This is a genomic window from Bacillus nakamurai (assembly GCF_001584325.1).
GTDB classification, from domain to species: domain Bacteria; phylum Bacillota; class Bacilli; order Bacillales; family Bacillaceae; genus Bacillus; species Bacillus nakamurai.
The window spans coordinates 42561-57498 of sequence record NZ_LSAZ01000027.1 but is presented as its reverse complement, the minus strand read 5'-3'; the positions used below and the strand labels follow the sequence as shown (position 1 = coordinate 57498).

15 protein-coding genes and 2 pseudogenes are annotated in these 14938 nt (G+C 45.6%); 7 read left to right on the top strand and 10 right to left on the bottom strand.

What is annotated here, in order from left to right; genetic code table 11:
• Nucleotides 1-231: 231 nt before the first annotated feature.
• A complete protein-coding gene (locus AXI59_RS13195) occupies nt 232-963 on the top strand; it encodes a C39 family peptidase (RefSeq protein WP_061528467.1) in 732 nt (243 codons plus the stop codon).
• Nucleotides 964-982: 19 nt separating this feature from the next.
• On the opposite strand, the gene AXI59_RS13190 is transcribed toward AXI59_RS13195, so the two are convergent.
• The 4 genes from AXI59_RS13190 to hprK are packed head-to-tail and all read right to left on the bottom strand — an operon-like array spanning nt 983 to nt 3944.
• Entirely contained in the window at nt 983-1501 is a 519-nt protein-coding gene (locus AXI59_RS13190; protein WP_061528466.1) for an acyltransferase, read from the bottom strand.
• Between the two features lie 3 nt (nt 1502-1504).
• Nucleotides 1505-2155 carry a pyrophosphatase PpaX gene (gene ppaX, locus AXI59_RS13185; RefSeq protein ID WP_061528492.1) on the bottom strand — a complete coding sequence of 217 codons (651 nt, stop codon included), beginning with the start codon at nt 2153-2155 and terminating at the stop codon, nt 1505-1507.
• Between the two features lie 26 nt (nt 2156-2181).
• Nucleotides 2182-2997, bottom strand: a complete 816-nt coding sequence (gene lgt / locus AXI59_RS13180) for a prolipoprotein diacylglyceryl transferase (protein WP_061522698.1) — start codon at nt 2995-2997, stop codon at nt 2182-2184.
• 14 nt (nt 2998-3011) lie between these two features.
• A complete protein-coding gene (hprK, locus tag AXI59_RS13175; protein WP_061522697.1) occupies nt 3012-3944 on the bottom strand; it encodes an HPr(Ser) kinase/phosphatase in 933 nt (310 codons plus the stop codon).
• Between the two features lie 169 nt (nt 3945-4113).
• On the opposite strand from hprK, the gene nagA reads away from it, so the two are divergent.
• Genes nagA through AXI59_RS13160 form a run of 3 tightly spaced genes read left to right on the top strand, consistent with a single transcriptional unit; the run spans nt 4114 to nt 6773 of the window.
• Nucleotides 4114-5304, top strand: a complete 1191-nt coding sequence (nagA, locus tag AXI59_RS13170; RefSeq protein WP_061528491.1) for an N-acetylglucosamine-6-phosphate deacetylase — start codon at nt 4114-4116, stop codon at nt 5302-5304.
• Nucleotides 5301-6020, top strand: coding sequence for a glucosamine-6-phosphate deaminase (gene nagB, locus AXI59_RS13165; RefSeq protein ID WP_061522696.1), 720 nt, complete (start codon nt 5301-5303; stop codon nt 6018-6020). Before nagA ends, nagB begins: the two co-directional genes overlap by 4 nt.
• Nucleotides 6021-6041: 21 nt before the next feature.
• Entirely contained in the window at nt 6042-6773 is a 732-nt protein-coding gene (locus AXI59_RS13160) for a GntR family transcriptional regulator (protein WP_061528465.1), read from the top strand.
• 186 nt (nt 6774-6959) lie between these two features.
• On the opposite strand, the gene AXI59_RS13155 is transcribed toward AXI59_RS13160, so the two are convergent.
• The 3 genes and pseudogenes from AXI59_RS13155 to AXI59_RS20495 all read right to left on the bottom strand — a co-directional run.
• Nucleotides 6960-7721: an MBL fold metallo-hydrolase gene (locus AXI59_RS13155; protein WP_231878457.1), complete on the bottom strand. Its 762-nt coding sequence runs from the start codon at nt 7719-7721 to the stop codon at nt 6960-6962.
• 45 nt (nt 7722-7766) lie between these two features.
• Nucleotides 7767-8003, bottom strand: a pseudogene (gene yidD, locus AXI59_RS13150) (membrane protein insertion efficiency factor YidD); the annotation flags it as partial.
• Nucleotides 8003-8143, bottom strand: a pseudogene (locus tag AXI59_RS20495) (hypothetical protein); the annotation flags it as partial. The pseudogenes AXI59_RS20495 and yidD, both read right to left, overlap by 1 nt.
• A 242-nt stretch (nt 8144-8385) precedes the next feature.
• Between AXI59_RS20495 and sufU the strand changes: the two are divergent.
• From sufU to AXI59_RS13130, 3 genes are all read left to right on the top strand, one after another.
• Entirely contained in the window at nt 8386-8823 is a 438-nt protein-coding gene (gene sufU, locus AXI59_RS13140) for a Fe-S cluster assembly sulfur transfer protein SufU (protein WP_082791775.1), read from the top strand.
• Between the two features lie 17 nt (nt 8824-8840).
• Nucleotides 8841-9599, top strand: a complete 759-nt coding sequence (locus tag AXI59_RS13135) for a GTP cyclohydrolase II (protein ID WP_061528463.1) — start codon at nt 8841-8843, stop codon at nt 9597-9599.
• A gap of 101 nt (nt 9600-9700) precedes the next feature.
• Nucleotides 9701-10060 carry a Fur family transcriptional regulator gene (locus tag AXI59_RS13130; protein ID WP_338022812.1) on the top strand — a complete coding sequence of 120 codons (360 nt, stop codon included), beginning with the start codon at nt 9701-9703 and terminating at the stop codon, nt 10058-10060.
• A gap of 360 nt (nt 10061-10420) precedes the next feature.
• Here AXI59_RS13130 and AXI59_RS13125 read toward each other — a convergent pair whose 3' ends face one another.
• The 3 genes from AXI59_RS13125 to AXI59_RS13115 all read right to left on the bottom strand — a co-directional run bounded on the left by AXI59_RS13125 (nt 10421) and on the right by AXI59_RS13115 (nt 14935).
• Nucleotides 10421-14290, bottom strand: a complete 3870-nt coding sequence (locus AXI59_RS13125) for a lamin tail domain-containing metallophosphoesterase family protein (RefSeq protein ID WP_061528462.1) — start codon at nt 14288-14290, stop codon at nt 10421-10423.
• Nucleotides 14291-14380: 90 nt separating this feature from the next.
• Nucleotides 14381-14740 (bottom strand): phage holin family protein, encoded by a 360-nt coding sequence (locus AXI59_RS13120; protein WP_061522690.1) that lies wholly within the window; start codon nt 14738-14740, stop codon nt 14381-14383.
• The gene (locus AXI59_RS13115; RefSeq protein ID WP_061522689.1) at nt 14741-14935 is read right to left on the bottom strand and encodes a PspC domain-containing protein; all 195 of its coding nucleotides are present in this window, start codon (nt 14933-14935) and stop codon (nt 14741-14743) included.
• Nucleotides 14936-14938: the final 3 nt, after the last annotated feature.

Below are 14938 nucleotides of genomic sequence, written 5' to 3'. Positions count from 1 at the left end.
TGTTGCACCTCCGCTTTATCTGAAGGAAAATTCCGAATCCTTTAGTTCGCTAATATGATAATATGTTAGCAGATAAAAGAATGAAATGCAACGTCGATTGTCCGCCTATTCTTTTCCATAACCATGAATAAATCATGAACAAATCTGTAAACATATTGGATCTCTCTAATTTGTAAGAACAGAAATGCTATAATACAAAAAACAGCTGCATCAAGAACAAGGGAGAGTATAATGAAGACGCTCGGAACATTATGTGTGCTGATCCTGATAGCTGTTCTTGCCTATCTGGGATTCAACATATACGCAAACGACATTAATCTGCCATTTTTTCATCAGCAGGATTCCGATCCGGACCTTGATGAAAAAGCGCCATTGAAAGGGAGCGCGGAGCCGATGAATGTTGTGTTATACAGACAAATGGACTCGCCAAGACTGTACAATGGCTGTGAAGTGACAAGCCTTGCAATGGTGCTGAACTATGCCGGATATCATGTATCAAAAAATACGCTGGCGGACAAACTCGATACAGTGCCGCTGACATACAGCAGCGGGCTGAAGGGAAATCCGAATGAAGGATTTGTCGGAGACATGGCAAACGGCCCCGGCCTGGGAGTCTATCATGAGCCGATATTTAAGCTTGCCAAGGAATACGCAGGAAACCAGGTTTATGATCTTACGGGAAAAGATATTTCCTCCGTGTACCGCCAGCTTGAAAAAGGGCGGCCGGTCTGGGTGATTATCACCACTGCTTTTAATCCGGTTGATAATATGCAGACATGGAATACGCCAAACGGAAAGGTCAGCATTACATACAGTATGCACAGCGTAGCCGTTACCGGATATGATCAAGATTACGTGTATGTAAATGACCCTTACGGCTATCAAAACCGAAAAACAGACCGGACCAGCTTTGAAAAAGCTTGGAAGCAAATGGGCAGCCAAGCCATCGTGATAAAGAAATAACAAAAAACCCGCTGACTTTTCAATCAGCGGGTTTTCCCATTCGTTCCTTCATTTCTTTGGCCGTATAGATCAGCTTCATCGGGTTGCCGCCGGCAAATGCCCCTGCCGGCACATCTTTATGCACAAGCGTTCCTGCGGAAACAACGGCTCCATTACCGATTGTCACGCCGGGCAGAATGGTTGTATTCGCCCCGATCATCACCTCATCACCGATCTTCACATTGCCGATCCGGTACTCATGAATCAAATATTCATGGGACAAAATCGTCGTGTTGTAGCCGATAATGCTGTTTTTTCCGACAGTGATCTTTTCAGGAAACATGATATCGGGCATCACCATCAGCGCAAAGGACGTCTGTTTCCCGATGTTCATGTTCAGAAAAGTGCGGTACAGCCAATTTTTCATTCCTAAAAAAGGCGTATACCTCGCGATTTGAATCACGATGAAATTTTTCATCACCTTCAAAAATGGAACCGTTTTGTACACATGCCATAGTGAATTTGCACCTGAAACCGGATGTCGGTCTGTTTTTCTCACGGATCACTTCACTCCGGTAATTTGTAATAAATCGCTCATTTTTTCGAGCATGTAGTCCGGTTCGTGCTTGGCAAGCTCTTTTGCGCCTTTGATCGTCCATGCGACACCCGCGGTTTTCGTGCCGGCGTTTTTTCCTGCCAATACGTCGTGATAGTTGTCACCGACCATTATGGCTTCAGAAGGTTCACTTGCAAGCTGCCGGAGGGCGAGACGCACTGGCTCCGGATCTGGCTTCGGGTTTTTGACATCATCGAGTGTGACGACCGTCTCAAAAAACGGCCCGATCCCCGTCAGCGCAAGGCCCATATTCACGGTATCCCTTAGCTTCGTCGTGACGATGCCAAGCTTATATCCCGCCTTTTTCAATTCATCAAGCGTTTCATAAACCGTTTCATATTCTGTCACGAGCTCATCATGCATGTCATGGTTAAATGCCCTGTACATGCTGATCATTTCATCGCATTTTGCGGCGTTTATACCTGAAAATGTTTCGTACAGGGGCGGGCCGATAAACGGGAGCACGTCCTCCCGCTGATACCGTCCCGGGCAATAATGGTCAAGCGTATGAAGATATGAAGCGATAATCAGCTCATTCGTATTAATCAGCGTGCCGTCAAGATCAAACAAAATGGTGTTTACACGTTTATCAGTCATCATACGTCCTTTCCGGTTTTCAGACGTCAGTCTGTGTCCGCATACCGCTTATCGGCATACCCTTTGACACGTCTGAAAATCATCAAAAAGATAGCAAGAACAATTAACACAATTGAAATCACTTGAGCAATGCGAAGGTTGCTCGTCAGCATCAGGCTGTCCGTCCGCATATGCTCAATAAAGAATCTGCCGATCGAATACCAGATGATATAGGTCAAAAACAGATTGCCCCTGCGCAGATTCGCGCGCCGGAGCAGAAGCAGCATAATGACGCCGATAAAACTCCACAATGACTCATACAAGAAAGTCGGATGATAATATTGCCCGTTTATATACATCTGGTTAATGATGAATTCAGGCAGATGAAGGCTTTCCAAAAATGACCGGCTGACAGCCTCGCCGTGAGCTTCCTGGTTGATAAAGTTCCCCCAGCGCCCGATGGCCTGCCCGAGTAAAATACTCGGTGCGGCAATATCCGCAAGCTTCCAGAAAGAGATGCCTCTCACTTTCGAAAAGACGATTCCCGTCGCAATCGCACCGATTAAACCGCCGTGAATCGCGATGCCGCCCTTCCAGATTTTGATGATTTCTCCCGGGTGTTCTGAATAATAGCCCCACTCAAAAAGAACATAATACACCCGTGCACAAATGATTGCGATGGGAATGGCAAAAAGAACAAGGTCAATAAAAATGTCTTTTTTCAGCCCGCGCTTTTCACTCTCTCTCATCGCCAGCCACAGCCCTAACAGAGCGCCCGCGCCGATAATGACCCCGTACCAATGGACGGAAAGGGGCCCCAGCTGTAAGGCAATCGGATTGATTGGTGTTATTGCTTCATTCATTAAATTGCCAACTCCTATTCGTCTTGTTCACCATCTTCAATGACATCCGCCAGCTTATGCGTAAATTGCTCGGCAGCATTTAAGCCCATCCGTTTTAATCTGAAGTTCATCGCCGCAACTTCGATAATGACAGCGAGATTTCGTCCCGGACGGACGGGGATTGTCAGTTTTGTGATTTCTGTATCAATGATTTTCATTTTTTCTTCTTCAAGTCCAAGACGATCGTATTGTTTCCCTTGCTCCCAAAGCTCCAGGTCCATGACGATGGTAATTCTTTTATTGCTTCTGACGGCTCCGGCGCCAAACAGCGTCATCACATTGATAATGCCGAGCCCCCTGATTTCGAGCAGATGCTCAATCAGCTCAGGCGCATTGCCGACAAGCGTATCCTGATCCTCCTGCCGGATTTCGACGCAGTCATCGGCGACTAGACGATGGCCGCGTTTGACGAGCTCCAGCGCGGTCTCACTTTTTCCGACGCCGCTTTTCCCCGTAATCAGCACGCCCACGCCGTATATATCTACGAGCACGCCGTGAATGGCTGTCGTCGGCGCGAGACGGCTTTCAAGAAAGTTTGTCAGTCTGCTTGACAATCTTGTTGTTTTTAAAGGTGATCTGAGCACCGGCACACCGTTTTGTTCGGACGCTTCTATAAGCTCCGGCGGGATCGGCATATCTCTGGAAAGAATGATAGCAGGTGTGACATCGGTGCAAAGTGATTTCATTCTTTGTTTCTTATCTTCGTCAGGAAGCTGTTCAAAAAATGACAGCTCTGTTTTCCCTAGAAGCTGCACCCGTTCCCTCGGGTAATATGTAAAATAACCGGCGATTTCAATACCGGGCCGTGATAAATCACTCATCGTAATCGGGCGGTTAACCCCTTCTTCTCCGCTGATCAATTCTAAATTGAACTGCTCCATTACGTCTTTGGTCCGAACCTTTGCCAAGATAAGTTCCTCCTGTTCTGGGATGTTCCGAGCTTTGAACAGTTATATTTTATCACTTTAGAGACTGAACCAAAACAGATTTATACAATTACGGCATAACTGGTCTAGATAACTAGTCTGAAAAGGAGTAAAATAAACATAACAAATCATCCAGAAAGGCGTGTTTTTATTGGCTGAAAGCATTTTAATCTGCGGTGCCCGCATTGTAACAGAAAATGGAATCATTCAAAACGGATTCCTCGGAATGAAAGACGGCCTCATTTCGTATGCGGGTGACAAAAAACCGCAAGAAACGTTCGATAAAGAGTGGCAGGCGCCCAAAAACTCTTATGTGCTTCCCGGTATGATTGATATTCATATCCACGGCGGCTATGGCGCAGATACGATGGATGCCGATTTTTCGGCTCTTGATACTTTGTCTTCCCGTCTGCCTGAAGAAGGAACAACATCTTTTTTAGCTACAACGATCACACAGCAGCACGAAAACATTGAAAAAGCGCTTGTTAACGTAAAGGAATGGACGTCATCCTCCCCACAAGCGGATAAAGGCGCAGAGCTGCTCGGCATTCACTTAGAAGGCCCGTTTGTCTCGCCAAAAAAGGCCGGGGCACAGCCAAAGCAGTGGATCACCCCCACAGATCCGGACCTTTTTCAAAAATGGGAGCGGCTGGCGGGAGGGCTGATCAAAATCGTGACGCTTGCACCGGAAGAGGATGACGATTTCAGCTTGATCCGTTATTTAAAAGAGCAATCGATTATCCCGTCAATGGGGCATACAAACGCAAGTTCCGAGCTTTTAGCAGAAGCGGCAGAGGCCGGCGCGCTGCATATGACCCATCTTTATAATGCCATGAGCTCCTTTCATCACCGTGAGCCGGGGGGCATCGGTACGGCCCTTGCCTGTGAGAACATCACGGCAGAGCTGATTACTGACGGCATTCATTCACATCCCTTAGCCGTAAAGCTCGCATATTTGGCGAAAGGCAGCCAAAAGCTGATCATGATAACGGACTCTATGCGGGCAAAAGGGCTTCAGGACGGTGTGTATGAATTCGGAGGGCAGAAGGTTACAGTCCGCGGAAACACAGCCCTGCTTTCTGACGGAACTCTGGCAGGCTCCATTCTGAAAATGAATGAAGGCGCAGCGCTCATGCGCAGGTTTACAGATTGTTCTTGGCTGGATATAGCTAATATGACGTCAGCAAACGCCGCCCGCCAGCTTGGCATCTATGACCGCAAAGGAAGCATTGCGGAAGGAAAAGACGCCGACATTATTTTGACAGACGGACAGTGCAGCGTATTGGCGGCCATTTGCCGCGGAAACGCCGCATACATCTCAAAGGAGGTTGACTGGTCATGAATGTGATCAAATGCAGAAATTATGAGGAACTAAGCCAAAAAGCCGCAGCTATCATCGCTGAAACAGTGAAGCAAAAGCCCGATGCCGTCCTCGGCCTTGCGACGGGCGGCACACCGGAAGGCGTATACAAAGAGCTGGTGCGGATGCACCGCACGGAAGGCCTGTCGTTTCAAAATGTCAGCACCATCAATCTTGATGAATACGCCGGGCTTTCTCCTGAGGATAAAAACAGCTATCATTATTATATGAATACACATTTATTTGCGCATATCGACAGCCGTAAGGACCGCCATTTTCTTCCTGACGGACAGGCAGACGATCTTGACGCTGAATGCGAGCGCTATGACCGATTGGCGGCATCGCTCGGCGGCACAGATATTCAGCTGCTGGGTATCGGGCATAACGGCCATATCGGCTTCAATGAACCGGGCACGCCATTTCAATCCCGGACGCACGTCGTTGAGCTGGACGAAGAAACAAGGCAGGCAAATGCGCGATACTTTTCGTCAATCGATCAAGTCCCGAAAAAAGCCGTTACAATGGGCATTGAAACGATTTTGTCCGGCAAGCGGATATTGATCATGGCTTCCGGAAAAAGCAAGGCCCAAGCGGTAAAACAGCTGCTGGACGGGCGCATCAGCGAATCATTCCCTGCCTCGGCTCTGCATTTACACCCGGATGTGACGGTCTTGATCGATGAAGAGGCTGCGGGCTGACGCTTGAAAGGATTTTAACCTATGCATATTGATAAACAATCCCCGATTCCGATTTATTTTCAGATTATGGAGCAATTAAAGACACAAATCAAAAACGGCGAGCTAAAAGCGGACGCGCCGCTTCCCTCGGAGCGCGAATACGCCGAGCAATTCGGCATCAGCAGAATGACGGTGCGGCAGGCGCTTTCCAACTTGGTGAACGAAGGGTTTTTATACAGACAAAAAGGCCGGGGAACCTTCGTCAGCAAATTAAAAATGGAGCAGCCGCTGCAAGGGCTGACAAGCTTTACGGAGGACATGAGAAGCCGCGGTATGAAGCCGGGAAGCAGATTGGCCGAATATCAGCTGATTCCGGCTACTGAAGAATTGGCTTCAATTTTAGGATGCGGGTATCCGTCAATGCTTCATAAAATCATCCGCGTCCGGCTGGCCAACGATATTCCGATGGCGCTCGAGGCTTCGTATATCCCGTTTGACATGGCGGGTAAGCTGGATGCCTCCCATTTTCGGTCATCCATGTATGAGCACATCGAGGAATACAATCAAATGCCGATTTCACGGGCAAAGCAGGAGCTTGAACCGGGAACAGCCTCACAGGAGGAAGCAGAGCTTCTCGGCATTCAGCCCGGCGCGCCCGTCCTTTATATTAAGCGGACCACCTACCTGCAGAACGGCACGGCCTTTGAGCATGTCAAATCAGCTTACAGAGGCGACCGCTACACATTTGTGCATTATATGGACAGAGTGAAATAAATTCGTATGGATTGGAAACAACTCTTTATTATTAAGATTTTAAAGAGATTCAATCAACATATCTCATAATCCTTTGCACTCCGCTGAACACAGAAAAAGTCCCTTTCCTTATTCCGAGAAAGAAAAAAGGAAAGGGACTTATTTTTACACTGCCCCTCTAACCGAAGCAATTATGAATCTAGCGCATTAGGAGTAGTGTTTCCTCTCAATGGGTTTCCATTTATATAGTGAATTTATTTTTTCAATGGTCCCCAGCCCCGGGTACGGAAAATGACAGGAATGAAGGAAGGCTCTTTCTTTTCGAGCCGATTGGATCAATTGATTCCTGGTCTTTACCCCCTGTACAGAATCTTCTTCAAGTACCACACGCAAATTTGTATTAGAAATACTATATGGAATATTGAATACATCATTTGCGAACAAGTATACACCATTATTTGTAAGAACTTCCGCAGTTAGATGTCCCGGTGTGTGACCGGGTGTATGTTTCAGCAATACTCCCGGTAATATTTCAGTATCCTCTTCAATAACCTTGAGCAGCGGAAGGACTTTATTTAATACCTTAAATTGTTTGGACTCAGGAGTTTGTTCCGCATATAACCATTCTTTCTTACTCATGATATGAATGGCGTTTGGAAAAGCAGGTTTTCCATTTTTCACAAGCCCGCCGGTATGATCTAAATGACTATGAGACAATACAACATAATCAATTAGATTACGATGAATTCCCGATTGGTGTAAGTGAGTTAATAATTGCCCAGACTCCTGTCCGCCTGTTTCTCCAAATCCTGTATCAATTAAAATATGCTTACCGCCTATTTGCAGGCATACAAAATTCAGCGCTACTTCAAATTCATCAGGAAATCGATCAACTTCCTGGTCATTATGCGCCCCTGCAAGGAAAAATTCCTTCGTTACAGGAAACGTTCCATCAGAAAGAACAATCATTCGATTAGAGCCAAATTGAATTTCATACGGCCGATTCATAGAGAGCTCCCCTCCCTTTTTTTTGTCTGTTTTTCTTGGAACAGGGTCAAAACCTCCCGGATGAAAAGGGTGACATTTCAGCAATCGTTTGACGAGCAGCCAGCTGCTTTTGATAAACCCAAACTTTTGAAAAGCTTCAATCCCATAGGCAGAGCATGTTGGATAAAATCTGCAAGTTGGCGGAAACAGAGGCGATATTGCCTTTTGATATAAACGAATACATACGATCGCCGCCTGTCTCATCATCGATTATCTTCCAGAAGATATCTTGCTATATCTTTTGCAAAATATGTAACAATAAGATCCGCACCGGCCCGTTTCATAGAAATCATACTTTCCAGCACTGTATTTTTTTCATTAATCCAGCCGTTTTGGGCTGCTGCAAATAGAGGATATATTAAATCGTTACAAGAAAGGCTGTTTTCTCTTACCAAATCACGCAAAAACAACGTCGAGCGCAGTCTGCGATGCCGTGAGAATGTGAAAAATTGAGTCAATGTCATTGCACCACTTTTCTAAATGAGTTAATCTTAAATCGCAATGATTACGTTTTACATATTAAAGTATAGACAAACCCATCAGCAATTTCAATGTATATATTTAGAGAAGGGAAGGAGCAATCATTTTGTTAGAAGGTTTATACCGATCGGTAATCATGGATCACTCAAGATACAAACGGAATTTCCGAAAAATCGAACATCCTAATGCTTTATCTGTTCATTATAAAAATCCTACTTGCGGGGATGTCATGACTCTGTTTATTGATATACAGGGGAACAAAATAAAGGACGCTTCCTTTATAGGGGAAGGGTGCAGCATCAGCATGGCGTCCTCATCCATTATGACTGATCTTCTGAAAAACAAAACATTTACGGAAGTTGAAGAAATGCACCATGTCATGGAAGAGATGATACGCAACGGGACAGAACCAAAAGAAGAAACATTGGGAGACGCGATTTCTTTAATAGGCGTTCATCCTTTAAAAGCTCGCCACAATTGTGCCCTAATGCCTTGGCAGGCGTTTGAAAAAATGAAAAAGAATGTAACGAATTGGGAGCATTAAAAAAGGAGAGAACATACTTGACTTATAACGAACAATATCTCAGAACCGGCAATCAATATCTTAAGAAAATATCACATGGTGCACACACCCTTTTATTGTTAGGGCCTGTTACATTACCTCTCAATGTTAACGTTAAAACGTTCATTTTCAAATGGTATACATGGGTGAATCAGGAAAACATAGCGGAAGATTTATCAATAGAACAGATTTTAAAACAGCTTCAGGGAAATCCTATGGCAGATCAGCAGCTCTCTTCAGTACTCGTTTACGGAGAGTTTAAACATGCTAACCAAGCTTTTGTTCGCTTTCATAGTATTTGTCACACAGGTGATATATTCGGAAGCCGAAAATGTGATTGCGGGGAACAGTTTCAGGAAGCGAAGCAGTTGATTACCGATAATGGCTGCGGAGCCATCTTTTATATCGCAAATCAGGAAGGAAGAGGAATCGGATTATTCCATAAGGCAATGGCCTATCTGCTGCAGCAGCAGGGCATGGACACCGTAGAGGCAAATGAAGCACTTGGCTTTGAGGATGACCTGCGAACGTATGATGAATCCGCAACCATTTTAAAGTTTTTGAGGAACCAACCCATCGATTTAATTACGAATAATCCTCATAAGCTGGAAAAGTTACGGCAGGCAGGAATCCGCATAAGACGAAGGATACCGGTATGGTGCCCGATAACGGCTGACAATGAACGATATATCCAAACAAAAATAGTTCGATCAGGCCACCTTAAAAAACAGAAAAGAGCGTGCAGTAACAATTGCTGAAATTTTCTAAAGAAGGTGTAAAAGGATGGCAAAACTGAAGGAAACGGCCTTAGCAAGGTTAAAAGCAAAGGGAGTTCGAATCCCCCCCCCAAAGACTTGCTATTTATTGTTACCTGTCGAAAATACAGCATCCTACTGCTGAAGAACTTTATCAAGCGCTTAAGATCAACTTCCCAACTGTCAGCCAAGCAACAGTTTATAACACACTCCGGTATTACAAAAAAGAAGGCTTAGTAAGAGAATTGAACTTCGGTGAAAATACACGTTATGATTCAGCTTCAGATGATCATTATCATGTCATCTGCAAGAAGTGCGGTAAAGTTGCGGATTTTCATTATCCTTATTTACATGAAGTTGAAGAGTTTGCTGAGAAGATTACGAACTATAAGATGACACATCACCAATTAGAGTTTTACGGAATTTGTGATAGCTGTCGAAAGAAAAATCCAGCCGAAGATTAACACAATAAGAAACAGCCTTAAACTTAACGTCTGAGGCTGTTTTTAGATGTCTAAAGAGCTGTATCTGAACCCATGTAAAAAAAGGTGTAATTGTTTCTATATATATTGCTTGTTCTCCTGACAAAAACTCTGCTTCTGACTATCACATGAATTGAATTCTCTCACAATTCGATTAAGATATACGATTCGTTTTCCGCTTAAATGATCTTGCATCCATGTCCGATCAGATTAAAATTCCGAATTCAATTATCCTGATTGAACATACCTCAGGAATGAGTCCGAAATAACAGGCTTTAAAGGATAAAAATCCTGCTGACCGTTCAGATCTTCTGTTTTGAACAATCAGCAGGCATTCGCCCATCATGGATTGGAGACATGTCTGAAATCAAGCTGATCCGGAGCCGGGTGATAAGGCGGGTTCCCCGTTTTTAACATCCAGATCGGCGATTTTGTTTTGCCATTGAACGGGTCCTTCACGACAGTATACCAATAATAAACGGAATCTGCCTGAAGATTGTTCCAGACCCAATGTGCCGTTTTTCCGCTTTTTACGTGCTTTTTATGCCCGAGCAGTTCATTCGTATAGATGTTGCATTCAAAGTAATCGGTCGCTACCTTTTTCATTTTTGGTTCTAAATCCATGCCGGCTGAGAAATCGTCTTTATCGCCGAACAGGTCTGTGTCATAGTAATTGATGTCATCTGTATACGGCGAGTAGGAGAACATATGCACCTGATTGGCAGCCTGGTCAAATTGCATCAGCCGCATGTAGCCTTGTCCGCCTTCTGGTCCGTCCTGATAATCAGTCAGGATTTGATGCACGAGGCGGTCCGGTTTTCCGTCCCCGTCATCATCAAGCGCGTCTGTTTTTCTCATTGCGTTATGGTAGTGGCCGCTTAATACCATCATTACATTGCGGTTCGGCTTAACGACTTTTTTGTAAATCGTCTCTCCGATCGGGCTTCTGTTCCCGCTCACAAGCAAATATTCATGAAAGCATAAAATCGCCGTGCGGTCAGGGTACTGCTTGAGCACCTTGTTGATCCAGTCAATATCTTGGTCTGTAATGCCCCAGCCCATATAAATCATAATAAAGTCATTCCCGCTGCTTGACACTAAATCATAATGGCCGCGGTTATTTTTATACGATTCGCCGTAATGCAGTTTCTGGTCAAAACGGCGGCTGCCGAAATAATCCCCGAATGTCCGGTATGTGCCGTCCTTATGGCCGACATCATGGTTACCGGCAAGCACCCCGTATGGGATTCCCGCTTTATCCAGAGTGCGCATCGAGCGATCGGCGTTTTTCCACTGTTTCATATCCGTGGAATCATCGACAATATCACCTGTGTGAAATACATATTTAATATTGTGCTTTTCCTTATTTTCCTTCAACCACTCGGTCATCTTATCAAAAATATGCGGATGGCTTTTCGCATAATACTGCGTGTCGGACATCCAGACAAACGTATAATCGCCCTTTGCCGGGATCTCGTCTTGCACGATGACATTCATTTTAGAATGCTTCACAACATCTGCTGCGGAAACGGAAGCCTTTAAGGTAAATGGTTTTTTATTTTTGGCGAGGAAACTGTCAGCCTCCTGCCAGCAGCTTGTCCGGTAATTCCATATATACATGGTTACCTTTCTGCCGGGCAATGAACTTCCTTTCCAAACCGCTTCAGCCTGATCTGTTTCATCGACAGACGGATCAACCGTTACTTCAAACCGGTGATAAGGGAAGCGCTCCATACTTTCCGTTGTTACTGTCTTTCCGTCATTTGCCGTGATCTGATTCATTTCCGGCAATGTAAAAGGCGTCTCATTTTCCTTCATCCCTTTCGGCGGCTCAGTCACCGAGGCGTGTTTATACACTTTTACGCTGCCCGGGTTCCGCGCCGTATAACGGAAACCCCGATAAAAAGATAAATCCATCGCGTCCTTCGTCGGGTCTTTTACCCGAACGGACAGTTTTGCTTTATGGCCGCTCACTTTCTGACCGATCAGCTCAGGCTGATTCGGCTGCTCCCGTTCGGTGCTGAAAGTGCGTACTGCCGTCGTCTCGTTTCCCGCCAGATCAGCAGCGCTGATTTTAAGAGTGTGCTTTCCAGGCTCAAGCTCTGCAGATGACGTATGGTACGGGAGTGTAATGCTTTCTCCGTCCAAAAACGCTTTTACCTCTTCAACCTTACTCCATGTATCACGGATTTTCGCTTGCAGCACCAGATTTCCTTTCACCTTTTGGCCATCGGTGATTCCGGGATCAATCTCAGGCCCCGTGTTATCGACGCGCACGGACATACTGACCTGTTCCTCACCGTCGCTGACAAAAATATGGTGATAGCCTTCAGAAAGCTTCGCCGTATTCCACTCTAAAAGACGGGATGTGAACAAATGATCCGGGAGGCTGAACCGGAAAGAAATGCTCTGATTCGCGCGCTGATTATCTCCGATAAACAGCTGCTTTCCCGGAGCTTGCTCCCCGTCTCTGATGACGGTTCCGTCAGAAAGCACAAGGCGGGCATTTTTCACCAGGAAATCATCGCGATTTTCCCCTGTGTCATAAGGGGAAACCTTTGACCCTGAACGGATTGTGACTCTCGGTGTCTTTCCGCCTTTTTGCAGCAGCCGCTCCGGCAGCAGGACCGAGTACGTCCGGTAGCGGTGAGTCGGATCGTCAAAAATTTTTATCACCTTGTTTTCCATCATGACCGCATTTTGAAAATAAAGATTCGTTTTCCGGGTATCAAAGGCAAAATAAACCTCTTTCTCCAATGCCGGCCGCGTCTGCTGAAGCTTCCCGTCAATCCACAGCTTAATCTTATCCGCGCTGATGTCTGATGTGGCTTTGAGCAGTTGTGTGCCCGATATCGTATCATTAGGGTCAATGTTCATACGCAAACCGTGCGACTTACTCGTCTGCTCAATGTCAATCATTTTGACAGGCGTTTTCGCTTCATTTTCTCCGTCACCGGCAGCGATATAATACTCAAGCTGATCCTGGCCGATCAGTTCGGGAGAATAAATGATGTGGTGATATAAATTGTCGTTGCGGTCTTTTTCGGCCAGTATTCTTTTAAATGGTTTCTTCTCATTGGTCCGGTAATAAAAAGCAGCCGTTTTGACAAGGCTTTTGTCCCTTATGTCAGCCTTCAATTCAATGCTTTCCGTCGGGCGGACGGGTTTCCTATTCGTAAGGTCTTCAATGACCGGCTTTTCCTTATCAGGCTTTGTCGGCCGTTTTTGCTGAGGGACCTGCGCCTGAAAAACGAAGCCCGGCGACGGCTTCTGCTCGCTTGTGGAAATCGCCAGCAAATCTTCCGTTCCGTTGAGCGGATATTTATAGAGCAGAGAAGACAGGCGCCGGAATGCGTGCTTCCGGTAATGCGCAATTGCTATGTCTTTTCCTGTATTCGTCGACAGCACCACGGCACGCGGCCGGGAATTCGCCATTCCTTCCGTCTCTTCAATGACAGCGAGATTTTCCCCTTCTTTCAAATGGGTTCCGTAATAGCCGTTGAAATCTTCTGCTGTAAGCTCTGATGAAGCGCGCCTCAGCCAAAACACGTAGGCGCCGCCCGATGGAATTACCGCGTCTTTCGCCGGCCTCCACATCAAATCGGACTCCGGTCCTTCCTTCGGATAGCGGTAGCGGATTTGATAATCTTTAAAATGAATCGGTCTGTCCGTTGTGTTATAGACCTCAATAAATTCATAGGCGTCACCGCCGCCGTCATTTTTCGTATCAACAGCCAGCTCCGTAATCATCAGCTCGGGAATGTGCGCCAAATCAGCTTGATAGCCATCAAGCTTCAGCCGCTTCGTTTCCGATTCCGCACGCTGTTTGCCGTTTGAGAAGACAATGTAATATTCTAATTCCCCATTCCAGATCTCCCGTTTTGAAATCTGGACCATGAATGTCTGAATTGCACCGGGTGCAGGCTCCATCGGCACCATTTTAAACCCCAGCTCATTGCTTTGTTTATAAAACAGAAAAGCCGAAAATGCTTTATATTCGGCATCACGTACATGAGCTTGAATGAACAGGTTTCTTTTCATTTCCGCCTTCACTTCTATTTGGGGAGGACTCTCCAAAAGCGGTATGTAATGAGGCGGCTGTCCGAATTCCTGCTGAATAACGGGAATCACCGATTCTTTGTGCGCCGCGTCTGCAGAAGGACTCACACAAAGCAAACCAATCAGAAAAAAGAGCGTCATCACACATTTCATCTCATTACCTCCCTATGCATTATGTTGCGTCAGGAGGGGGCCGCTTATGTAAACGGCAAATAAAAAAAGCTGCCGGCAGACAGCTCTTTTTTATCTCTTTTGCAGCGGCTCCAATATACCTTTTTGAATCAGCAAATGAAAAACAGAAAGGACGACGGATGCCCAAATGGCGGTGCCGAAGCCGTCGATTTGAAAGCTGCTTCCCATCAATGCCGCGGTCATCATTAAGGTAATGGCATTGACGACAAACAAAAAGAGGCCAAGCGTCACAACAGTGACGGGCAATGTCAAAATGATGATGATCGGTTTGATCAGCACATTTAACACAGAAAGAATCAGACTTGCAATGACAGCCGCTCCGATACTGCTGATATGGACGGAATCAAAATATCCCGCAATGACGATTAATAATAAAGCATTTACTAAAATGCTGACTGCCCATTTGATCATTTATTTCAAATCTCCTTCTAAAGGTACAACAAAACACCAAATAATATAAACTAGCGGTACGATTCCGCTCGTTAAAAGCGTTAAGACAACGGCTATGATACGCAAAAGCGATGCATCCATATTGAGATACTCCGCCAATCCGCCGATGACACCCGCAATTTTACGATTTTTTTCTGAACGATAAAGTCTTTTCATACG

What these genes read in the sequence shown, in the direction of transcription:
- AXI59_RS13125 (WP_061528462.1), bottom strand. Translation starts at nt 14,290, where the DNA reads ATGAAATGTGTGATGACGCTCTTTTTTCTGATTGGTTTGCTTTGTGTG.
- lgt (WP_061522698.1), bottom strand. Translation starts at nt 2,997, where the DNA reads ATGAATGAAGCAATAACACCAATCAATCCGATTGCCTTACAGCTGGGG.
- AXI59_RS13155 (WP_231878457.1), bottom strand. Translation starts at nt 7,721, where the DNA reads ATGATTGTTCTTTCTGATGGAACGTTTCCTGTAACGAAGGAATTTTTC.
- AXI59_RS13195 (WP_061528467.1), top strand. Translation starts at nt 232, where the DNA reads ATGAAGACGCTCGGAACATTATGTGTGCTGATCCTGATAGCTGTTCTT.
- ppaX (WP_061528492.1), bottom strand. Translation starts at nt 2,155, where the DNA reads ATGACTGATAAACGTGTAAACACCATTTTGTTTGATCTTGACGGCACG.
- AXI59_RS13115 (WP_061522689.1), bottom strand. Translation starts at nt 14,935, where the DNA reads ATGAAAAGACTTTATCGTTCAGAAAAAAATCGTAAAATTGCGGGTGTC.
- AXI59_RS13120 (WP_061522690.1), bottom strand. Translation starts at nt 14,740, where the DNA reads ATGATCAAATGGGCAGTCAGCATTTTAGTAAATGCTTTATTATTAATC.
- nagB (WP_061522696.1), top strand. Translation starts at nt 5,301, where the DNA reads ATGAATGTGATCAAATGCAGAAATTATGAGGAACTAAGCCAAAAAGCC.
- AXI59_RS13160 (WP_061528465.1), top strand. Translation starts at nt 6,042, where the DNA reads ATGCATATTGATAAACAATCCCCGATTCCGATTTATTTTCAGATTATG.